Consider the following 17,982-nt stretch of genomic DNA (forward strand, 5'->3'; position numbering starts at 1 on the left):
GCGAGATCGCTATGCGCCGCCTGCTCTGCCTGATGCTGTTATTGCTCGCCCTGCCGGCGACCGCCACCGGATTGCTGGACAGTCGTCCCAGTTCGACGCTGGGCGCGATCAATAACAGCGCCGACTTCCTGCCGGTACACGAAGCCTTTCAGTTGAGCCTGATTGAAAGCACGCCGCAATCGATCAAGCTGCGCTTCGTCGCCACCGAAGGTTATTACCTCTACCGCCATCGCTTTCAGTTTCGCAGCGAGCCCGCCGACATTGGCCTGGGCGCCGCTCAACTGCCGCAGGGCGAGAAAAAACATGATGAGTATTTCGGCGACGTCGAGGTCTACCACGGCATTCTCGATGTAGAGCTACCGCGCGTGCCCGGCGATCAGCGCGCCTTGACCCTGGCGGTCACCTATCAAGGCTGCGCCGATAAAGGTCTGTGCTACCCGCCGGAAACCGAGCGACTGAGCATCGACGGCAAGTTTGCTTCAGTCGTCGGCACCGATATGCCGACGCCCCGTCATCAGACCGGCTGGACCTGGCGCGAACTGGCGCTGTTCTTCCTCGCGGGTCTTGGCCTGACCTTCACCCCTTGCGTGCTGCCGATGCTGCCGATCCTTTCCGGCGTTGTACTGCGCGGCCAGGTCGGTGGCTTGCGCGGTTTCAATCTGTCGCTGGCCTACGTGCTCCCGATGGCGGCCTGCTTTGCCTTGCTCGGCGCACTGATGGGAATGTTCGGCGCACAACTGAATCTGCAGGCACGTCTGCAGTCAGCCTGGGTGCTGGTGCCGTTCGCACTGTTTTTCGCGGTGTTTGCCCTGGCTATGTTTGGCATCTTCGAACTGAAACTCCCGCACGCCATCAGCAGTCGCCTGGACCGGGTGGCAAACCGCACCGAAGGCGGTTCCCTGTGGGGCGCAGCAGTGCTGGGCGTGGTTTCGAGCCTGCTGGTTTCGCCCTGCGTATCGGCGCCACTGGCTGGCGCCCTGCTTTACATAAGCGCCAGCGGTGATGCACTGGGCGGCGCGCTGAAGCTGTTCGTATTGGGTCTGGGCATGGGCGCACCGCTGTTGCTCGTCGCCACTGGTGGCGCGGCCTGGCTGCCAAAAAGCGGCCCATGGCTGATCTACGTTAAACATGCCATTGGCATTCTGCTGCTTGGGCTGGCAGTCGGCTTGCTCAGTCGCGTGCTTCCAGGCGAGATCACCTTGCTGTTGATCGGTTTGCTGGCTGCCGGTGTCGGCTTGTTTCTCGGCGCACTGGAGTTCATCTACAAGGCACCGAGACAGCGCCTGGCGCAGTTGCTGGGGTTATTACTGTTGTTCTATGCGCTGGCCTGCTGGTATGGCGCATTCAGCGGCCAGAGCGATCCGCTGAGCCCGATCGGCCGGTCAATGACCGTCAATTCAGCCATTGACACACACGCTCAAGACGCCAGCGAATGGCAGACCATCAACACGCCTGCGGAACTGGAGCTCGCCCTCGCCGGAGCCAAAATTGCCGGCATCCCGCTGCTGCTCGACTGGTATGCCGATTGGTGCATCAGCTGCAAAGTCATCGAGCATGAGGTGCTTAACGACAGCACCGTCGTCGAACGGCTCAAGGGTTATCGGCTGATCCGCTTCGATATGACCGCCAGCAACCGCGAACAACGCACCCTGCTCGACCGTTACAAACTGTTCGGCCCGCCTGCACTGATGTTTTTCGGCAAAGACGGCGTCGAACAGGGTGAGGTGAGAGTGATCGGCGAGATCAATGCAGCGGACTTCGCCGAACGTGTCGCGAAAGCGAATGACCAGATTTAATCAGGTGGTCATATATTTCGCGCAAACATCGGGCATTGTGCTGGCTATTGCAGAGAACTGGACAGTCACAAAGGCTTTGCGGCATAGTCGCCGGGTTCTGACAACTGTACACAGATCACAAGGAACAGCAGATGGCGACCTTACTGGTTCTGCACGGACCCAACCTGAACTTGCTCGGCACCCGCGAACCGGGGGTCTACGGTGCGGTAACCCTGGCTCAGATCAATCAGGATCTGGAACAGCGGGCCCGTAATGCCGGCCACCATTTGCTCTACCTGCAAAGCAACGCCGAGTACGAATTGATCGACCGCATCCATGCCGCGCGCGGCGAGGGTGTGGACTTCATTTTGATCAATCCAGCAGCTTTTACACATACAAGCGTCGCATTACGTGACGCGTTGCTGGCGGTGAGCATCCCATTCATCGAAGTGCATTTGTCTAACGTGCACAAACGCGAACCTTTCCGCCATCACTCCTACTTCTCCGACGTTGCGGTGGGAGTGATCTGCGGCCTTGGCGCCAGCGGTTATCGACTGGCCCTGGAGGCCGCCCTGGAACAGCTTGAACAACAAGCTAAACGCCCCTGACCGACCCTTGGGAGTTGATGATTCATGGATATCCGTAAAGTTAAGAAACTGATCGAACTGCTGGAAGAATCCGGTATCGACGAGCTGGAGATCAAGGAAGGCGAGGAATCCGTACGGATCAGCCGTCACAGCAAAACCCCTGCGCAACAGTTTTACGCGCCAGCACCTATGGCCGCCGCGCCGGCTCCGGTTGCCGCAGTCGCCGCTGCTCCGGTGGCCGCTGTTGAAGCCCCGGCAGCACCGAAACTCAATGGCACTGTGGTTATGTCCCCGATGGTCGGTACCTTCTACCGCACCCCGGCACCGACTTCGCCAGCCTTCGTTGAAGTTGGCCAGAGCGTGAAGAAAGGCGACACCATCTGCATCGTTGAAGCGATGAAAATGATGAACCACATCCAGGCTGAGTCCAGCGGCGTGATCGAATCCATCCTGGTAGAAAACGGCCAGCCGGTTGAGTACGACCAACCACTGTTCACCATCGTTTGAACCGCGGAGAGCCAACGATGTTGAAACCTGCGAAGCTGGAAAAAGTCCTGATCGCCAACCGCGGTGAAATTGCCCTGCGGATCCTGCGCGCCTGCAAGGAAATGGGCATCAAGACCGTCGCGGTTTACTCGACTGCCGACAAAGAGCTGATGCATTTGGGTCTGGCCGACGAAAGCGTTTGCATCGGTCCGGCGCCTGCCAACCTGTCTTACCTGCACATCCCGGCAATCATCGCGGCCGCTGAAGTCACTGGCGCCACGGCGATTCACCCTGGTTATGGTTTCCTCGCGGAAAACGCCGATTTCGCCGAACAGGTCGAAAAATCCGGCTTCGCCTTCATCGGCCCGAAAGCTGACACCATTCGCCTGATGGGCGACAAGGTTTCAGCCAAGGACGCCATGAAGCGCGCCGGCGTACCGACCGTACCGGGCTCCGACGGCCCACTGCCGGAAGACCCGGAAACCGCTATCGGCATTGGTCGCGAAGTCGGCTATCCGGTGATCATCAAAGCCGCTGGCGGCGGCGGTGGTCGCGGCATGCGTGAAGTGCACAGCGAAGAAGACCTGGTCGAAGCGGCCAAGCAGACCCGCGCCGAAGCGGCTGCCTGGTTCAGCAACCCGATGGTCTATCTGGAAAAGTTCCTGACCAACCCGCGTCACGTGGAAGTCCAGGTACTTTCCGACGGCCAGGGCCACGCCATTCATCTGGGCGACCGCGATTGCTCGCTGCAACGTCGCCACCAGAAAGTTCTCGAAGAAGCCCCGGCACCGGGCATCGACGAGAGGGCTCGCCAGGAAGTGCTCGCTCGTTGCGTGAAAGCCTGCATCGACATCGGCTACCGTGGCGCCGGCACATTCGAGTTCCTGTACGAGAATGGCCATTTCTACTTCATCGAGATGAACACTCGTGTACAGGTAGAGCACCCGGTATCGGAAATGGTCACCGGAATCGACATCGTCAAGGAGATGCTCAGCATCGCCGCTGGCAACAAACTGTCGTACACCCAGGACGATGTGAAGATCCACGGCCACGCGCTGGAATGCCGGATCAACGCCGAAGACCCTAAAACCTTTATCCCGAGCCCTGGCATGGTCAAGCACTTCCATGCTCCAGGCGGCAACGGTGTACGGGTCGACTCGCACCTCTACAGCGGCTACAAGGTGCCATCGAACTACGACTCCCTGATCGGCAAGCTGATCACTTGGGGGGCGACGCGCGATGAAGCCATGGCGCGTATGCGCAATGCACTGGATGAAATCGTTGTCGACGGGATCAAAACCAATATCCCGCTGCACCGCGACCTGGTCCGCGATGAAGGCTTCTGCGAAGGTGGAGTGAATATCCACTACCTGGAGCACAAGCTGGCCAAGCAGCACTAAGCTTGATCCAGACCAACAAAGCCGCTTGATTGCGGCTTTGTTGTTTCTGGATACGACGCCACCTGCAGGAGCGCGGCTTGCCCGCGATTCAGGCACCGCGGTTTTTCAGGCCGACCGCGTCATCGTTCTTCGCGGGCAAGCCGGATCGCCGCACCGCTCGCTCCTGCGAAGAGCCCATCGCGCGTCACCCTTGTCGTCTTCTGCGCTCGCCTCGCGTAAACTTGTGCGCTTCTCACAGCCCGCCAGGCTGCAATTACATTTTCCGAAGGTGCCCGCCATGCCTTGGCTGCAAGTCCGTCTCGCCATCAGCCCAGAACAAGCCGAAACCTACGAAGACGCTTTCCTTGAAGTCGGCGCCGTTTCGGTGACGTTCATGGACGCCGAAGATCAGCCGATCTTCGAACCGGAACTGAACACCACCCCGCTGTGGTCCCACACCCATTTGCTGGCACTGTTCGAAGGCGGCACAGAAGCCGCCAGCGTCCTCGCCCATATGGAACTGCTGACCGGCAGCCCGCTGCCTGAACATCACTGCGAAGTGATCGAAGATCAGGACTGGGAACGTAGCTGGATGGACAACTTCCAGCCAATGCGCTTCGGCCAGCGTCTGTGGATCGTCCCGAGCTGGCATGCCGCACCGGAGCCGGGCGCCGTCAACCTGCTGCTCGACCCGGGCCTGGCCTTCGGCACCGGCACCCACCCGACAACCGCGCTGTGCCTGGAATGGCTCGACGGCCAGGAACTGAAGGACTGCAACGTGCTGGACTTCGGTTGCGGCTCGGGGATCCTGGCGATTGCCGCCCTGCTGCTGGGCGCCAAAGAAGCCGTCGGCACCGACATCGACGTGCAAGCCCTGGAGGCTTCCCGCGATAACGCCGGGCGCAACAACATTGCCGAAGAATTGTTCCCGCTGTACCTGCCACAGGATTTGCCGCAGGTTCAGGCCGATGTACTGGTCGCCAATATCCTCGCTGGCCCCCTGGTTTCCCTGGCCCCGCAACTGTCCAGCCTGGTCAGGCCGGGTGGCCGCCTGGCGCTGTCGGGCATCCTCGCCGAACAGGGCGAAGACGTCGCAGCAGCTTATGCCCAAGACTTCGAGCTGGACCCGATTGCCAATCGCGAAGGCTGGGTGCGTATCACTGGCCGTCGGCGCTAGAATGGACGCCTGCATAAACCGGATTGCCGCATGACCGACAGCTTCGTCACCCAGTGCCCGCATTGCCAAACCAGCTTTCGCGTAAGCCACGCCCAGTTGAGCGTAGCCCGTGGAGTGGTTCGCTGCGGCTCATGCCTGCAGGTGTTCAACGCCGCGCGGCAGTTGCTCGAGCAACGCACTGGCAATGAAGCCGTCGCCCCCAATGCGACAACACCGACCGAGACCTCCGCCCCCAGGGCGATCAGCCAGAAGCAATGGACGGCCGCCGAACTCGACCTGGACAATCTCGACCTCGACGAAGAACTCGCCAAGCTCGAGCAACGGGAAATCCAGCCGACCAAGGAGTTCGGGCAAGAGCGCAAGCACAAGGAGGATTCGCTGAGCGCACGCAGGGATACGACCGACAGCGAGGAAGAACAATGGTCCGAAAGCCTGTTCAGCGGATCGGCTGCCGAGCGCGCAGAACCGATTGAGCCCGCTGAGCCTGCAGCCAACACAAACAGTAAACCGACAGCCCCGCCCGTCGAACCGCCCAAACCCGGCCGCACCGAGCCCTCACTGTCTTTTGAGCTGGCCGATCTTGACGACGAACCCACCGCGCCGCCTATGCGCCCGAGCCAGGAGCCGCTAGCGCACGAACACCACGAACGCTTGTCGGCAGCAGATGACGACGAAGAGCCGCTGGAGGCCGAACCAGCGAGCAAAAAACACGCACGCAGTGAGCCTGGCCTGCATGACGAGGTGCTGCAGGACCTGGCCGACGAACCGGTGCATCTTGATTGGCAAAAGCGCCGCTCACCCTGGGGCAGACGCTTCTTCTGGGGATTATTGATTCTGCTCGGCGCCGCCGCACTGGCAGGCCAGTACATCGCCTACCACTTCGACGAGCTGGCCCGTCAGGACCAATACCGGCCATGGTTCCAGCAACTGTGCCCGGAAATCGGCTGCACAGTGCCGTCCAAGGTCGACATTGCGCGCATCAAGAGCAGCAATCTGGTGGTGCGCAGCCATCCGGATTTCAGTGGCGCACTGGTGGTCGATGCAATCATCTACAACCGCGCACAATTCTCTCAGCCCTTTCCGTTGCTGGAGTTACGCTTTGCCGACCTCAATGGGCACCTGATCGCCAGTCGGCGCTTCAAACCAAGCGAATACCTCAACGGCGAACTTGAAGGCCTGGCAGAAATGCCGCCACAGACGCCGATCCATATCGCTCTGGACATCCTTGACCCCGGCCCGAAAGCCGTCAATTACAGCCTGAGCTTCCATTCACCCGAATGAAACGCCGCAGTCAATTGGCGTAACTGCACATTGAAGACAGCTTTTTGACTCCCTCGCGTCGAGCCAAACCGCTGGCGATAACAGAATAACTGTTCAGATTTTATCCAATTCAGCCTTTATCCAGTCATCGAGAGCGGGTATCATGCCAACCCTTTTTCGAACTCTAATGATCCGGCCCCACAACAGGGAAGCCCTATGTCGGCGGTACGCATCGGTCCATATACATTGCCTAACGGCTTGATTCTCGCTCCCATGGCGGGCGTCACTGACCAGCCCTTTCGTCAGCTGTGCAAACGGTTGGGCGCAGGCCTTGTAGTCTCGGAAATGGTCACCAGCGACATGAGCTTGTGGAACAGTCGCAAATCGCGTCTGCGCATGATCCACGAAGGTGATCCCGAGCCACGCTCGGTACAGATCGCCGGCGGTGATGCACAGATGCTCGCGGATGCGGCCCGCGCCAACGTCGAGTTGGGTGCGCAGATTATTGATATCAACATGGGTTGTCCGGCGAAGAAGGTCTGCAACAAGGCTGCCGGCTCCGCGTTGCTGAAAGACGAAGATTTGGTGAGCGAGATCCTGCACGCCGTGGTGGCCGCAGTCGATGTACCGGTCACTTTGAAAATCCGCACCGGCTGGGACCGGGCGAACAAAAATGGCCTGACGGTGGCGAAGATCGCCGAGCAGGCAGGAATCACTGCGCTGGCAGTCCATGGCCGGACCCGCGCCGATCTGTACACCGGTGAAGCCGAGTACGACACCATTGCCGCGATCAAGCAGGCGGTGTCCATTCCGGTCTTCGCCAACGGCGATATCGACTCGGCCGAAAAAGCTCGGTACGTGCTCCACGCGACCGGTGCCGATGGTCTGTTGATTGGCCGGGCCGCCCAAGGGCGACCATGGATTTTTCGTGAGATCGAGCATTTTCTGCGTACCGGCGAAACACTTCCGGCACCGGAGCTGTTCGAGGTGGAACGTATTCTGCTAGAGCATCTGGCCGCGCTGCATACCTTTTATGGGGATGTCATGGGCGTACGCATTGCTCGCAAGCATGTGGGCTGGTATCTCGCAACCCTGCCGGGCGCCAGGGAGTTCCGCGCCCACTTCAATCGTTTGGATGATACGGAAGCACAGCGCGCCAACGTTCGTGAGTTTTTCGCCGAGCGTTACAAGAGCCTGGTGACAGGGGACGGAGAAGGGGTGGCCGCATGACGATGATGAGCGAGACTTTAGTGAGTGGAACAACACCCGTGAGCGACAATGTAAATTTGAAACAGCACCTCAATACACCGAGCGAAGAGGGTCAGACCCTTCGCGGGAGTGTCGAGAAGGCGCTGCACAATTATTTCGCCCACCTTGAGGGCGCTGCCGTCACGGACGTGTACAACCTGGTGCTCTCCGAAGTCGAGGCGCCGTTGCTCGAAAGCGTGATGAACTACGTCAAGGGCAACCAGACCAAGGCCAGCGAGTTGCTCGGTCTGAACCGCGGCACCTTGCGCAAGAAACTCAAGCAGTACGATCTGCTGTAAGCATTCAATCAAACCAGAAAGGCGCCCGCGCAAGACCGGTCGCCTTTTTTGCTGACTCCTTTGCTTTTGATGGAAATTGAGATGACCGACCAGACTACCCGCCTGCCGATCCGCCGCGCCTTGATCAGCGTTTCCGACAAGACCGGGATCCTCGAATTCGCCCGTGAGCTGGAAGCCCTGGGCGTCGAGATCCTCTCCACCGGCGGTACGTTCAAGCTGCTGCAGGACAACGGCGTGGCCGCAGTAGAAGTCGCGGACTACACCGGCTTTGCAGAAATGATGGACGGTCGGGTCAAAACCCTGCACCCGAAAATCCACGGTGGCATCCTGGGTCGTCGCGGTATCGATGACGCTATCATGAGCGAGCACGGCATCAAGCCGATCGATCTGGTTGCCGTCAACCTCTACCCGTTCGAAGCCACTATCGCAAAGCCAGGTTGTGATCTGCCGACCGCGATCGAGAACATCGATATCGGCGGCCCGACCATGGTTCGTTCCGCGGCCAAGAACCACAAAGACGTGGCCATCGTGGTCAACGCGAGCGATTACGCCAATGTTCTGGAAAGCCTCAAGGCCGGCGGCCTGACCTACGCTCAGCGCTTCGATCTGATGCTCAAGGCTTTCGAGCACACCGCCGCCTACGACGGCATGATCGCCAACTACATGGGCACTGTGAACCAGACCGCTGAAACCCTCTCGACCTCCGGTCGCAGCGAATTCCCGCGCACCTTCAACAGCCAGTTCATCAAGGCCCAGGAAATGCGCTACGGCGAGAACCCGCACCAGAGCGCGGCGTTCTACGTAGAGGCCAAGCCGGCCGAAGTCGGCATCGCCACCGCGACCCAACTGCAAGGCAAGGAGCTGTCGTACAACAACGTGGCCGACACCGACGCTGCGCTGGAGTGCGTGAAGAGCTTCGTCAAGCCAGCCTGCGTCATCGTCAAGCACGCCAACCCGTGCGGCGTGGCGGTCAGCCCGGACGCCGAAGGCGGTATCCGCCAGGCTTACGAACTGGCTTACGCGACGGACACCGAGTCGGCGTTCGGCGGCATCATCGCCTTCAACCGCGAGCTGGACGCTGAAACCGCCAAGGCCATCGTCGAGCGTCAATTCGTCGAAGTGATCATCGCTCCAAGCGTCACCGAAGAAGCCCGCGCCATCGTTGCCGCGAAAGCGAACGTGCGCCTGCTGACCTGCGGTCAGTGGTCGGCTGAGCGCGTTCCGGCCTGGGACTACAAACGCGTCAACGGCGGTTTGCTGGTCCAGAGCCGCGATATCGGCATGATCGGCAGCGAAGACCTGAAAGTGGTGACCAAGCGCGCTCCGACCGAGCAGGAGATCAATGACCTGATCTTCGCCTGGAAAGTCGCCAAGTACGTCAAGTCCAATGCCATCGTGTATGCCAAGAACCGTCAGACCATCGGTGTCGGCGCTGGCCAGATGAGCCGCGTGAACTCCGCTCGCATCGCCGCGATCAAGGCTGAACACGCCGGGCTGCAAGTCCAGGGCGCGGTCATGGCCTCGGACGCCTTCTTCCCGTTCCGCGACGGTATCGATAACGCGGCCAAGGTCGGTATCACTGCCGTGATCCAGCCTGGCGGCTCGATGCGTGACAACGAAGTGATTGCCGCGGCCGACGAAGCGGGTATTGCGATGGTCTTTACGGGCATGCGCCACTTCCGTCATTAATCTGTTTGATCGTACCCACGCTCTGCGTGGGCACGCAGCCCGGGACGCTCCGCGTCCCACGGCATCGGACGCAGAGCGTCCGTAGAGGCACTCCCACGCAGAGCGTGGGAACGATCAGCTTCCCCCGAATTAGCGTCATCCGAGGTTTTTGAAATGAATGTTTTGATCATTGGCAGCGGTGGCCGTGAACACGCCCTGGCCTGGAAAGTGGCTCAGGATCCGCGTGTCGCAAAAGTATTCGTGGCCCCGGGCAACGCCGGCACCGCCATTGAAGCCAAGTGCGAGAACGTCGCTATCGACGTATTGGCGCTGGAGCAGCTGGCCGACTTCGCCGAGAAGAACGTTTCCCTGACCATCGTCGGTCCGGAAGTGCCGCTGGTCGCCGGTGTCGTGGATCTGTTCCGCGCCCGTGGCCTGGATTGCTTCGGCCCGACTGCCGGTGCCGCACAGCTGGAAGGTTCCAAAGCCTTCACCAAGGACTTCCTGGCCCGCCACAAGATTCCGACCGCCGACTACCAGAACTTCACCGAGATCGAGCCAGCCCTGGCTTATCTGCGTGAAAAAGGCGCACCGATCGTGATCAAGGCCGACGGCCTGGCCGCCGGCAAGGGCGTGATCGTCGCCATGACCCTGTCTGAAGCCGAAGACGCCGTACGTGACATGCTCGCCGGCAATGCTTTCGGCGAAGCCGGTTCCCGTGTGGTCATCGAGGAATTCCTCGACGGCGAAGAAGCCAGCTTCATCGTCATGGTCGACGGCAAGAACGTGCTGCCGATGGCCACCAGCCAGGACCACAAACGCGTCGGCGACGGCGACACCGGTCCGAACACCGGCGGTATGGGTGCCTACTCCCCTGCCCCGGTGGTCACCAGCGAAGTTCACCAACGCGTCATGGATCTGGTGATCTGGCCAACCGTGCGCGGCATGGCCGCGGAAGGCAACGTCTACACCGGCTTCCTCTATGCCGGTCTGATGATCGACAAGGCTGGCAATCCGAAAGTCATCGAGTTCAACTGCCGCTTCGGCGATCCGGAAACCCAACCGGTGATGCTGCGTCTGCAATCGAGCCTGGTGTTGCTGATCGAGGCTGCTCTGGCCCAGGCACTGGACAAGGTCGAAGCGCAATGGGATCCACGTCCAAGCGTGGGTGTCGTTCTGGCAGCCGGCGGCTATCCTGGTGATTACGCCAAAGGCGCGATCATTGAAGGTCTGGATGCAGCGGCCACACTGGAAGGCAAAGTCTTTCACGCTGGCACTGCACTGAAAGACGGTCAGGTCATCACCGCTGGCGGCCGAGTACTCTGCGCCACCGCTTTGGGCCAGAGCGTCGATGCGGCTCAACAGCAAGCTTACAGACTGGCGGCCAAAATCGATTGGCAAGGCTGCTTCTACCGCAAGGACATTGGCTACCGTGCCATTGCCCGCGAGCGTGGCGAAAATCGGGAATAAGCTATCCATTTGGATAGGCAAGGGCTTCTGGCCCTTGCCGTACTATTCCAGCCCCGCGCATAGTTATATTCTGGCATCAATCTACGAAGGGATTTCGCCGTGCGCTGGCTCAGGATTGCCATAGGCTTCACCGTCAGTCTGCTGACTCTGCTCTGTTTGCTACCGGTCCAGGCCGCGCAAGGCAGCGGCTGGGCGGTATTGCTTGACGAAACGGCCGATCTGCAACTGAGCGACATCCGTTCTGCCCGCTACACCAATCAATTCAGCCCGATCGAACTTAGTCACCTGACCGCTGCCGAGCCTGACGGCGCCTTATGGCTACGCTTCAAACTCCAGCCAGACAAACACGAGCAACTGCTGCGAATTTTCGCGCCTGATCTTGCTCACCTTAATTTATACGTGCTCGACGACGACAAGCTGATCGAGCAAGTGAACACCGGCAACGCTCAGCCGCAGGCCGAGAGACCGCTGCCCAGCAGCGACTACATCCTGCCGCTGCCACAAAGTCAAAAAGCCCTCGATGTGTACCTGCGACTGGTTTCCGAACACCAATTGCGCCCTTACATCACCCTGCAATCTGCAGTCATGAGCGCAGCAGATCAAGGCCAGCCCCTGATCTACGGCCTGCTGTTCGGCTGCCTGGCGATGCTGATCCTGCATAACCTGACCCGCTACGCCTACACGCGCTCCAGAAGCTGTATGTGGCTGGCCGCCTGCGAAGGTCTGTTGCTGCTGAGCCTGCTGCTTCTGCTCAATCTTGCTGGCCCATGGCTGTCGGACTGGCACGCCTTGCAAACGCCTGGCGCCTACCTGTCCTTGCTGCTGACCGCGCCTTGCGGCCTGATGTTCGCCTACCGATTCTTCGCTCCCCTTGGCCCACATCCGCTGAACAAACTGTTGCTGGGCGATATCCTTCTCATCACCTTGTGCGGCTTGCTGCTGCTCTTTGTCAACACGCTGCCGCTGAACATCATGACCTATGCGCTGGTGGCTCTCGCCGGCCTGAGCATGCTGTTCGTCGCGGCTTATCACTGGCAGAAAGGCTACCGTCCGGCACGCCTGTTCGTTGTGGCCATGGTGATATTCAACATTGGCACCCTGATCATTCTGCCAGCACTTTTGGGGTTGACCCTGGTGGCTCCGCAAGGTCTGATCATGACGTTGCTCGGTTTCATCTGCATCAGCGGCCTGCTGATGAGCATCGCATTGAGCGAGCGTCAGCGCAGCATCACCGAAGCCCGCTTCAGCATCAGCCGCGACCTGGCCGCCAGCAATGCCGAGATCAACGCCAAGGCCGAGTTCCTGGCGAAAATCAGTCACGAGATCCGCACACCGATGAATGGTGTGCTGGGCATGACCGAGCTGCTGCTGGGCACACCACTGTCCGTCAAACAACGGGACTACGTGCAGACCATCCACAGCGCCGGCAACGAACTGCTCACCTTGATCAACGAGATTCTCGACATCTCCAGGCTCGAGTCCGGGCAAATCGAGCTGGACGATGTGCAGTTCGACCTCAACGCGCTGATCGAAGACTGCCTGAGTATTTTCCGGGCCAAGGCCGAGCAGCAAAACGTCGAGCTGATCAGTTTTATTCAGCCGCAAGTACCACGGGTGATCAGCGGTGACCCCACACGTCTGCGCCAGACGCTACTGAGTTTGCTGGAAAACGCGCTGAAGAAGACCGACGAGGGCGAAATCCTGATCGTCGTCGCCCTCGACGAACGCAGCCCCAAACCTCGGCTACGCATCGCAGTACAAGACAGCGGTGTTCCCATGGACACAAGCGAACGCGATGCCTTGCTGCATGCCGAGCTGCACAGCAAGAATTTTCTCTCCGCGACGCGCCTGGGTGGCAACCTGGGGCTGGTCATCGCCCGCCAGTTGATCCTGCTGATGCACGGTGAGTTCGGCATCAAAAGCGGCAATAATAGCGGCAGCACGCTGTGGCTGACCTTGCCCCTGGATCCGGAACGCCTCGAACACCCGACCTCCGATCTTGATGGCCCGCTGCAAGGTGCCCGAGTGTTGGTGGTGGATGACAACGACACCTGCCGCAAAGTCCTGGTGCAGCAATGCAGCGCATGGGGCCTGAACGTCAGCGCAGTCCCTTCCGGCAAGGAAGCGCTGGCCCTGCTGCGAACCAAGGCCCACCTGCGCGACTACTTCGACGTGGTCCTGCTCGATCAGAACATGCCTGGCATGACCGGCATGCAACTGGCCGCGAAGATCAAGGAAGACCCGAGCCTGAACCACGATATTCTGCTGATCATGCTCACCGGTATCAGCAACGCACCGAGCAAGATCATTGCGCGCAACTCCGGGATCAAACGCATCCTCGCCAAACCTGTCGCTGGCTACACCCTCAAGACTACCCTGGCCGACGAGTTGACCCAACGCAACAAAGGGCTCGTTATGCCCTATCACGCACCATCAGGCGTGCCTGTAGCGATCAAGGTGCCACACGATTTTCGTATCCTCGTCGCTGAAGACAACAGCATCTCGACCAAGGTGATTCGCGGCATGCTGGGCAAACTCAACCTGCAGCCAGACACCGCCAGCAACGGCGAAGAAGCCCTGCGCGCGATGAAGGCCCAACGTTACGATCTGGTGCTGATGGATTGTGAAATGCCAATCCTCGACGGTTTTTCCGCCACGCAACAACTGCGCGCCTGGGAAGTTGGCAATCAGCGCACGCGCACGCCGGTGGTAGCGCTGACCGCGCACATCCTGACCGAACACAAGGAGCGCGCTCGCCAGGCCGGCATGGACGGGCACATGGCCAAACCGGTCGAGCTGTCGCAACTGCGCGAGTTGGTCGAGCATTGGGTTGCGCAACGTGATTCGCACAATCAGCCAACGGCTCAAACCTCCTGAGCCGACAGACTGCACAACGCCTGATAGACTCTCCGTCGCCCTCCTTCGCCGCGAGCTCCAACCATGCTCCACGTGCTGTTCAGCGTTTACCTGAAGATGCTGGTGCTCTACAGCCCCTTCTTCGTTCTGTCCTGCTTCATCAGCCTGACCCGTGGCTATTCCAGTAAGGAACGTCGGCGTCTGGCCTGGAAAGTCGCCCTCGCGACCCTGGTCTCCAGCGTCTTGCTGTATCTGTTCGGACGGGTGATTTTCAGCGTATTCGGCATCACCGTGGATGCCTTTCGCATCGGCGCCGGGAGCGTGCTGTTCATCTCGGCGCTGGGCATGGCTCAAGGCAAGTCGGCAGTGCAGACCGATAACGTGCAGCAGGACGTGACCATCGTCCCGCTGACCATTCCCCTGACAGTCGGCCCTGGCACTATAGGCGCTCTGCTGGTCATGGGCGTCAGCCAGCCGCACTGGGACGACAAACTCACCGCCATTCTCAGCATCGCCATAGCCAGCTTCACCGTCGGCGTCGTGCTCTACCTGTCGAACCGCATCGAACGCATTCTTGGCGATCAGGGTTTGCAAATCGTCAGTCGGTTGATGGGGCTGTTCGTGTGCGCGCTGGCAGCGCAGATTATCTTTACCGGGGTCAAAGGGTATCTGGTGCCGTAATACTGATATGCATCAGGGCCTGGCCCTGATCCCCCTGGATTGAAGCTTCAACGTGTATCGGCTTTGGTCGCCATCAATTTTCCTGTGTGCCCCCAGCGATTACCGACAACAATTGCTGGTGAGGCTCAAGCAGCCTGGTCATTCGGTCTCGCTGCCTCGCAAATACTCGTTGTGAGAGTTCCAGCGAGCAATAGCTGACCGACAGGCCCGAGAAGAACCTGTCAGTGGAAAAAAGCTGATCAACTGCATTCAGCTCCACAACCTCTGAAGTCTCAAAATTCAAGAACAGCAAATTCATCATCGAGCCGTGATTGCACAGAGCAACGAGTAGCCGGACCCCGGTGGCGAGTGCCCCACCCGTTTCAATAGCTTGCCCTGGCGCTATCGACATAATCCTGAATTTTAGTTCTGAATTTATTGTAGACACGCTGATTCAATCCGCGACGTCCCGCTGCACGATAAAGTCTTATGTCCTCACCGAAGTATTTAAAGAACAGAACTTTCGTGATACGCGACTTGGCCATCAAGTGCACACACGCTATCGCCATGCTGAGTTGACCATCGGCAGTCAGAATGCACGGGACGACCTGGAAATTGCTCGAGCGACTTTTCTTGCTCCTGGATTCAAACAGTTTTAACGCATTATCATTTTTTTCCAGTGCTTTGAATGCACCGGTTACCAGCCCCAAGAGCTGGAGCTTATCCGGCCCGGCGATGGCGGCAATGATTTGCAGGATAGCCTCATCCATCGTGAATTGTATTTCACGACTTTGAAACTCGGAAAAAGCGTGGCTTGCAGTACCCCAACCAGCCATCTCCAGCGCCTTGGCATATTCTTTAAACCACTGGGCAAGGTGTGTGTCCGGATCGAATCTCCTGCCCGCTACAAGTTGCGCAAACAGGATGCTGTCATCGAAGTCCTCGCGGTTCTGCGGCGTCAATTTACGATCGTAGGCGACAACACTCTCCCCAATGACAGCGGCACCTTCCTGAGGAACGGCCTGTACCGCCAGGTTCCCCATGACAGAGCGCAGCCTGGCAAAGTGCCTGGTTCTATTAACAATAGGCCGCATCGCCTCCAGACTATTAAAATATTCAGCTCGCACGAGAAACTCTGGCGAGTTCAATTCGTCTATTTCGCTACTCCTATCCAGCCCCTCCTTGAGATATGTTGGTCCGCATCCCGCGGACCTCTAAAATGATGAGAACAACGTTACCCTGTCGATTCGTCGTGCTTTTGGCACGTGACGGAGGTACAGCACTTGCTGCAGTCAAGTTGAATGCAGTTAGAAGGCACGGCAAGAATCAAATTGTCTTGTGCACCGGAGAGTCGGCTCAGCACTTTCTCACGCACGTTGTATTTTTCATAATCCACCTTATCCAGCTCTTGCTGTGAAAAATCGACACTGATTTTGCCAACAATGTCTTTACCCGAGAAACATTGATTAAACAGGTTGATATCGACAACCTCAGAAGTACTAAAATTGATATATACCGAACAGGTAATGGGACCCTGCTCGATAAAACCTGCCTGCAGAGCGATAGTTGAAATCGCAGCTTTCCCGGGCGAACTGATTCCAGTCCGTACTGTACTTATTACGTTCTCCCGAAATACCGTCTGAACCACCTCAGCACAGGGGAGCTGAGCAATGCGACTCGTCATATCCCCAACGCTCAGCCCTTGAGAACTGCTCAAACAACCCGGTAAGTGCTCCTGAATCAGCTCTTGAAGCGTGATTATCGATTTTCTGTCCGGCTCGAAGGTTTCCGACCGGTAATGAGTACGACGCCACTTCGTCTGCACCATGGCCTTGGTATGAGCGCTGTACCACTTTTCAGGCTTATCAAACTTATCCACCTGGGAGCTTGCAAACAGCTGAGAAAAAAGCAGAGCGTTCAGCGCATCGTCCCTCCAGGAATTCGGCAAACCGTCCGAAGTCGACAGCAGATTTCCTGCAACCACCATCACATCATAATTAACACTCATCGCGGCGCTCCCATAAGTCGTATTTTTTTCCAAAAAAGGGTTACTCGTCGAGCAACCCAGTCGGGACTATTACTTATTGGAGCTTGGCTTTTTCGAAGAAGTCTTCCGAAGACCGATCCAGCACCGCGTACATAAGGTCCTGGTTTCGGAGGTGAACGCGCATATTCAGCTCAACCATTGTGGCTACTTTTTTCATTTCAAGCCGGGACCACTTCCACTTCCAGAACCAGGCCCCACCCTGGCTTGACCTGAGTTCGCAATCCATGGCCAGGAATAAAGTAATCACACTACCGCCACGAGACTGTAAACACGGCACAATCCTGAACTCTCCCGTGCTGCCCTTCTTGCTGGTACTATCGAAAATCTGTACAAGCTTATCATCAGATTTTATCGTATCGAAAACACTGCCCAGCAAGTCGAGCATTGCGGCGGCATTGGCCCCGGCAACGACCTTGACAATATCCAGGACAATGGACTCCATCGTGACGTTCGTCTGGGAAGTTGTATGGTCATCATATTTATAGGAGGTCATAGTCCAGCCGCAGTGCTTCATTGCCTCACGATAATGGGCATGCCACGCAATCGGCGTATTCTTGACATCCGCTTTTGTATCAGCATATCGCTCGGAAAAGTGAATGCTGTCCATTGCAGCCTGTCTATTATTTTCCGAGACATTATCAGCAAATCCAATTACTGCGGGAGCATACTTGCCAAGTAGTAAATCCGAGTCTTCATTACCTTGTTTCACCAAGGGTATGTTCAGCGACAGAACCTGGGGACGTAAAGATTGTGGTGCAACTTTTGCGTCACGAAAAAAAGCCCTGCTTTCTTCAAGACTGGGAACGGTCACATCCATTTCAAATGTCATCATTAAATACTCATATCAGTTTGGGTTTCAGCTTTTTAGCTGGCCTCCTAAAGCTAGCGCCCAAACCCGATAACTTCCACACCAGACACTTGACAATATATTACGAGCACATACCCCAGACTCGACACATGAGAAAAGCGGCGACTGCAATGCAAATTAAATAATTCAGCCGCAACTATAAATAACGAAACCAAGTCCAGCCAGACGTGACTTATTCGTTCGACACATTACTCACTCCACA

The 17,982-nt window shown here is 58.1% G+C and carries 15 protein-coding genes; 12 read left to right on the plus strand and 3 right to left on the minus strand.

What is annotated here, in order from left to right:
* The first annotated feature begins 11 nt into the window (after positions 1-11).
* The 12 genes from AC07W5_RS04135 (at position 12) to AC07W5_RS04190 (ending at position 14,886) form a co-directional block, all read left to right on the plus strand.
* Positions 12-1,796: a protein-disulfide reductase DsbD gene (locus AC07W5_RS04135; RefSeq protein ID WP_495022834.1), complete on the plus strand. Its 1,785-nt coding sequence runs from the start codon at positions 12-14 to the stop codon at positions 1,794-1,796.
* A gap of 131 nt (positions 1,797-1,927) precedes the next feature.
* Positions 1,928-2,383 (plus strand): type II 3-dehydroquinate dehydratase, encoded by a 456-nt coding sequence (gene aroQ / locus AC07W5_RS04140; protein ID WP_419119014.1) that lies wholly within the window; start codon positions 1,928-1,930, stop codon positions 2,381-2,383.
* Between the two features lie 24 nt (positions 2,384-2,407).
* Positions 2,408-2,869, plus strand: a complete 462-nt coding sequence (gene accB / locus AC07W5_RS04145) for an acetyl-CoA carboxylase biotin carboxyl carrier protein (RefSeq protein ID WP_494993517.1) — start codon at positions 2,408-2,410, stop codon at positions 2,867-2,869.
* A 17-nt stretch (positions 2,870-2,886) separates the two neighbouring features.
* Positions 2,887-4,248: an acetyl-CoA carboxylase biotin carboxylase subunit gene (gene accC, locus AC07W5_RS04150; protein WP_494993516.1), complete on the plus strand. Its 1,362-nt coding sequence runs from the start codon at positions 2,887-2,889 to the stop codon at positions 4,246-4,248.
* A 277-nt stretch (positions 4,249-4,525) separates the two neighbouring features.
* Positions 4,526-5,404 (plus strand): 50S ribosomal protein L11 methyltransferase, encoded by an 879-nt coding sequence (gene prmA, locus AC07W5_RS04155; RefSeq protein ID WP_495011274.1) that lies wholly within the window; start codon positions 4,526-4,528, stop codon positions 5,402-5,404.
* A gap of 30 nt (positions 5,405-5,434) precedes the next feature.
* Positions 5,435-6,685 (plus strand): DUF3426 domain-containing protein, encoded by a 1,251-nt coding sequence (locus AC07W5_RS04160; protein ID WP_495022835.1) that lies wholly within the window; start codon positions 5,435-5,437, stop codon positions 6,683-6,685.
* 195 nt (positions 6,686-6,880) lie between these two features.
* A complete protein-coding gene (gene dusB, locus AC07W5_RS04165; RefSeq protein WP_494993513.1) occupies positions 6,881-7,894 on the plus strand; it encodes a tRNA dihydrouridine synthase DusB in 1,014 nt (337 codons plus the stop codon).
* Positions 7,891-8,211, plus strand: coding sequence for a DNA-binding transcriptional regulator Fis (fis, locus tag AC07W5_RS04170; protein ID WP_494993512.1), 321 nt, complete (start codon positions 7,891-7,893; stop codon positions 8,209-8,211). The genes dusB and fis overlap by 4 nt, the downstream gene beginning before the upstream one ends.
* 81 nt (positions 8,212-8,292) lie before the next feature.
* Positions 8,293-9,900 (plus strand): bifunctional phosphoribosylaminoimidazolecarboxamide formyltransferase/IMP cyclohydrolase, encoded by a 1,608-nt coding sequence (gene purH, locus AC07W5_RS04175; protein WP_494993511.1) that lies wholly within the window; start codon positions 8,293-8,295, stop codon positions 9,898-9,900.
* Between the two features lie 153 nt (positions 9,901-10,053).
* Positions 10,054-11,349, plus strand: a complete 1,296-nt coding sequence (gene purD / locus AC07W5_RS04180) for a phosphoribosylamine--glycine ligase (RefSeq protein ID WP_495022836.1) — start codon at positions 10,054-10,056, stop codon at positions 11,347-11,349.
* 99 nt (positions 11,350-11,448) lie between these two features.
* The gene (locus tag AC07W5_RS04185; protein ID WP_494993509.1) at positions 11,449-14,226 is read left to right on the plus strand and encodes a hybrid sensor histidine kinase/response regulator; all 2,778 of its coding nucleotides are present in this window, start codon (positions 11,449-11,451) and stop codon (positions 14,224-14,226) included.
* A 63-nt stretch (positions 14,227-14,289) separates the two neighbouring features.
* On the plus strand, positions 14,290-14,886 hold the full coding sequence (locus tag AC07W5_RS04190; RefSeq protein ID WP_494993508.1) for a MarC family protein: 597 nt from the start codon (positions 14,290-14,292) through the stop codon (positions 14,884-14,886).
* A gap of 362 nt (positions 14,887-15,248) precedes the next feature.
* On the opposite strand, the gene AC07W5_RS04195 is transcribed toward AC07W5_RS04190, so the two are convergent.
* The 3 genes from AC07W5_RS04195 to AC07W5_RS04205 all read right to left on the minus strand — a co-directional run bounded on the left by AC07W5_RS04195 (position 15,249) and on the right by AC07W5_RS04205 (position 17,744).
* Positions 15,249-15,992: a hypothetical protein gene (locus AC07W5_RS04195; RefSeq protein WP_495022837.1), complete on the minus strand. Its 744-nt coding sequence runs from the start codon at positions 15,990-15,992 to the stop codon at positions 15,249-15,251.
* 107 nt (positions 15,993-16,099) lie between these two features.
* Positions 16,100-16,873: a hypothetical protein gene (locus AC07W5_RS04200; protein WP_495022838.1), complete on the minus strand. Its 774-nt coding sequence runs from the start codon at positions 16,871-16,873 to the stop codon at positions 16,100-16,102.
* Between the two features lie 73 nt (positions 16,874-16,946).
* Positions 16,947-17,744, minus strand: a complete 798-nt coding sequence (locus AC07W5_RS04205; protein WP_495011268.1) for a hypothetical protein — start codon at positions 17,742-17,744, stop codon at positions 16,947-16,949.
* Between the last annotated feature and the right edge of the window lie 238 nt (positions 17,745-17,982).

This window comes from Pseudomonas sp. GW821-FHT01E05, from assembly GCF_059422425.1.

What these genes read in the sequence shown, in the direction of transcription:
- dusB (WP_494993513.1), top strand. Translation starts at nt 6,881, where the DNA reads ATGTCGGCGGTACGCATCGGTCCATATACATTGCCTAACGGCTTGATT.
- fis (WP_494993512.1), top strand. Translation starts at nt 7,891, where the DNA reads ATGACGATGATGAGCGAGACTTTAGTGAGTGGAACAACACCCGTGAGC.
- purD (WP_495022836.1), top strand. Translation starts at nt 10,054, where the DNA reads ATGAATGTTTTGATCATTGGCAGCGGTGGCCGTGAACACGCCCTGGCC.
- AC07W5_RS04200 (WP_495022838.1), bottom strand. Translation starts at nt 16,873, where the DNA reads ATGAGTGTTAATTATGATGTGATGGTGGTTGCAGGAAATCTGCTGTCG.
- AC07W5_RS04160 (WP_495022835.1), top strand. Translation starts at nt 5,435, where the DNA reads ATGACCGACAGCTTCGTCACCCAGTGCCCGCATTGCCAAACCAGCTTT.
- AC07W5_RS04135 (WP_495022834.1), top strand. Translation starts at nt 12, where the DNA reads ATGCGCCGCCTGCTCTGCCTGATGCTGTTATTGCTCGCCCTGCCGGCG.
- AC07W5_RS04205 (WP_495011268.1), bottom strand. Translation starts at nt 17,744, where the DNA reads ATGATGACATTTGAAATGGATGTGACCGTTCCCAGTCTTGAAGAAAGC.
- prmA (WP_495011274.1), top strand. Translation starts at nt 4,526, where the DNA reads ATGCCTTGGCTGCAAGTCCGTCTCGCCATCAGCCCAGAACAAGCCGAA.
- AC07W5_RS04190 (WP_494993508.1), top strand. Translation starts at nt 14,290, where the DNA reads ATGCTCCACGTGCTGTTCAGCGTTTACCTGAAGATGCTGGTGCTCTAC.
- accC (WP_494993516.1), top strand. Translation starts at nt 2,887, where the DNA reads ATGTTGAAACCTGCGAAGCTGGAAAAAGTCCTGATCGCCAACCGCGGT.
- purH (WP_494993511.1), top strand. Translation starts at nt 8,293, where the DNA reads ATGACCGACCAGACTACCCGCCTGCCGATCCGCCGCGCCTTGATCAGC.
- aroQ (WP_419119014.1), top strand. Translation starts at nt 1,928, where the DNA reads ATGGCGACCTTACTGGTTCTGCACGGACCCAACCTGAACTTGCTCGGC.
- accB (WP_494993517.1), top strand. Translation starts at nt 2,408, where the DNA reads ATGGATATCCGTAAAGTTAAGAAACTGATCGAACTGCTGGAAGAATCC.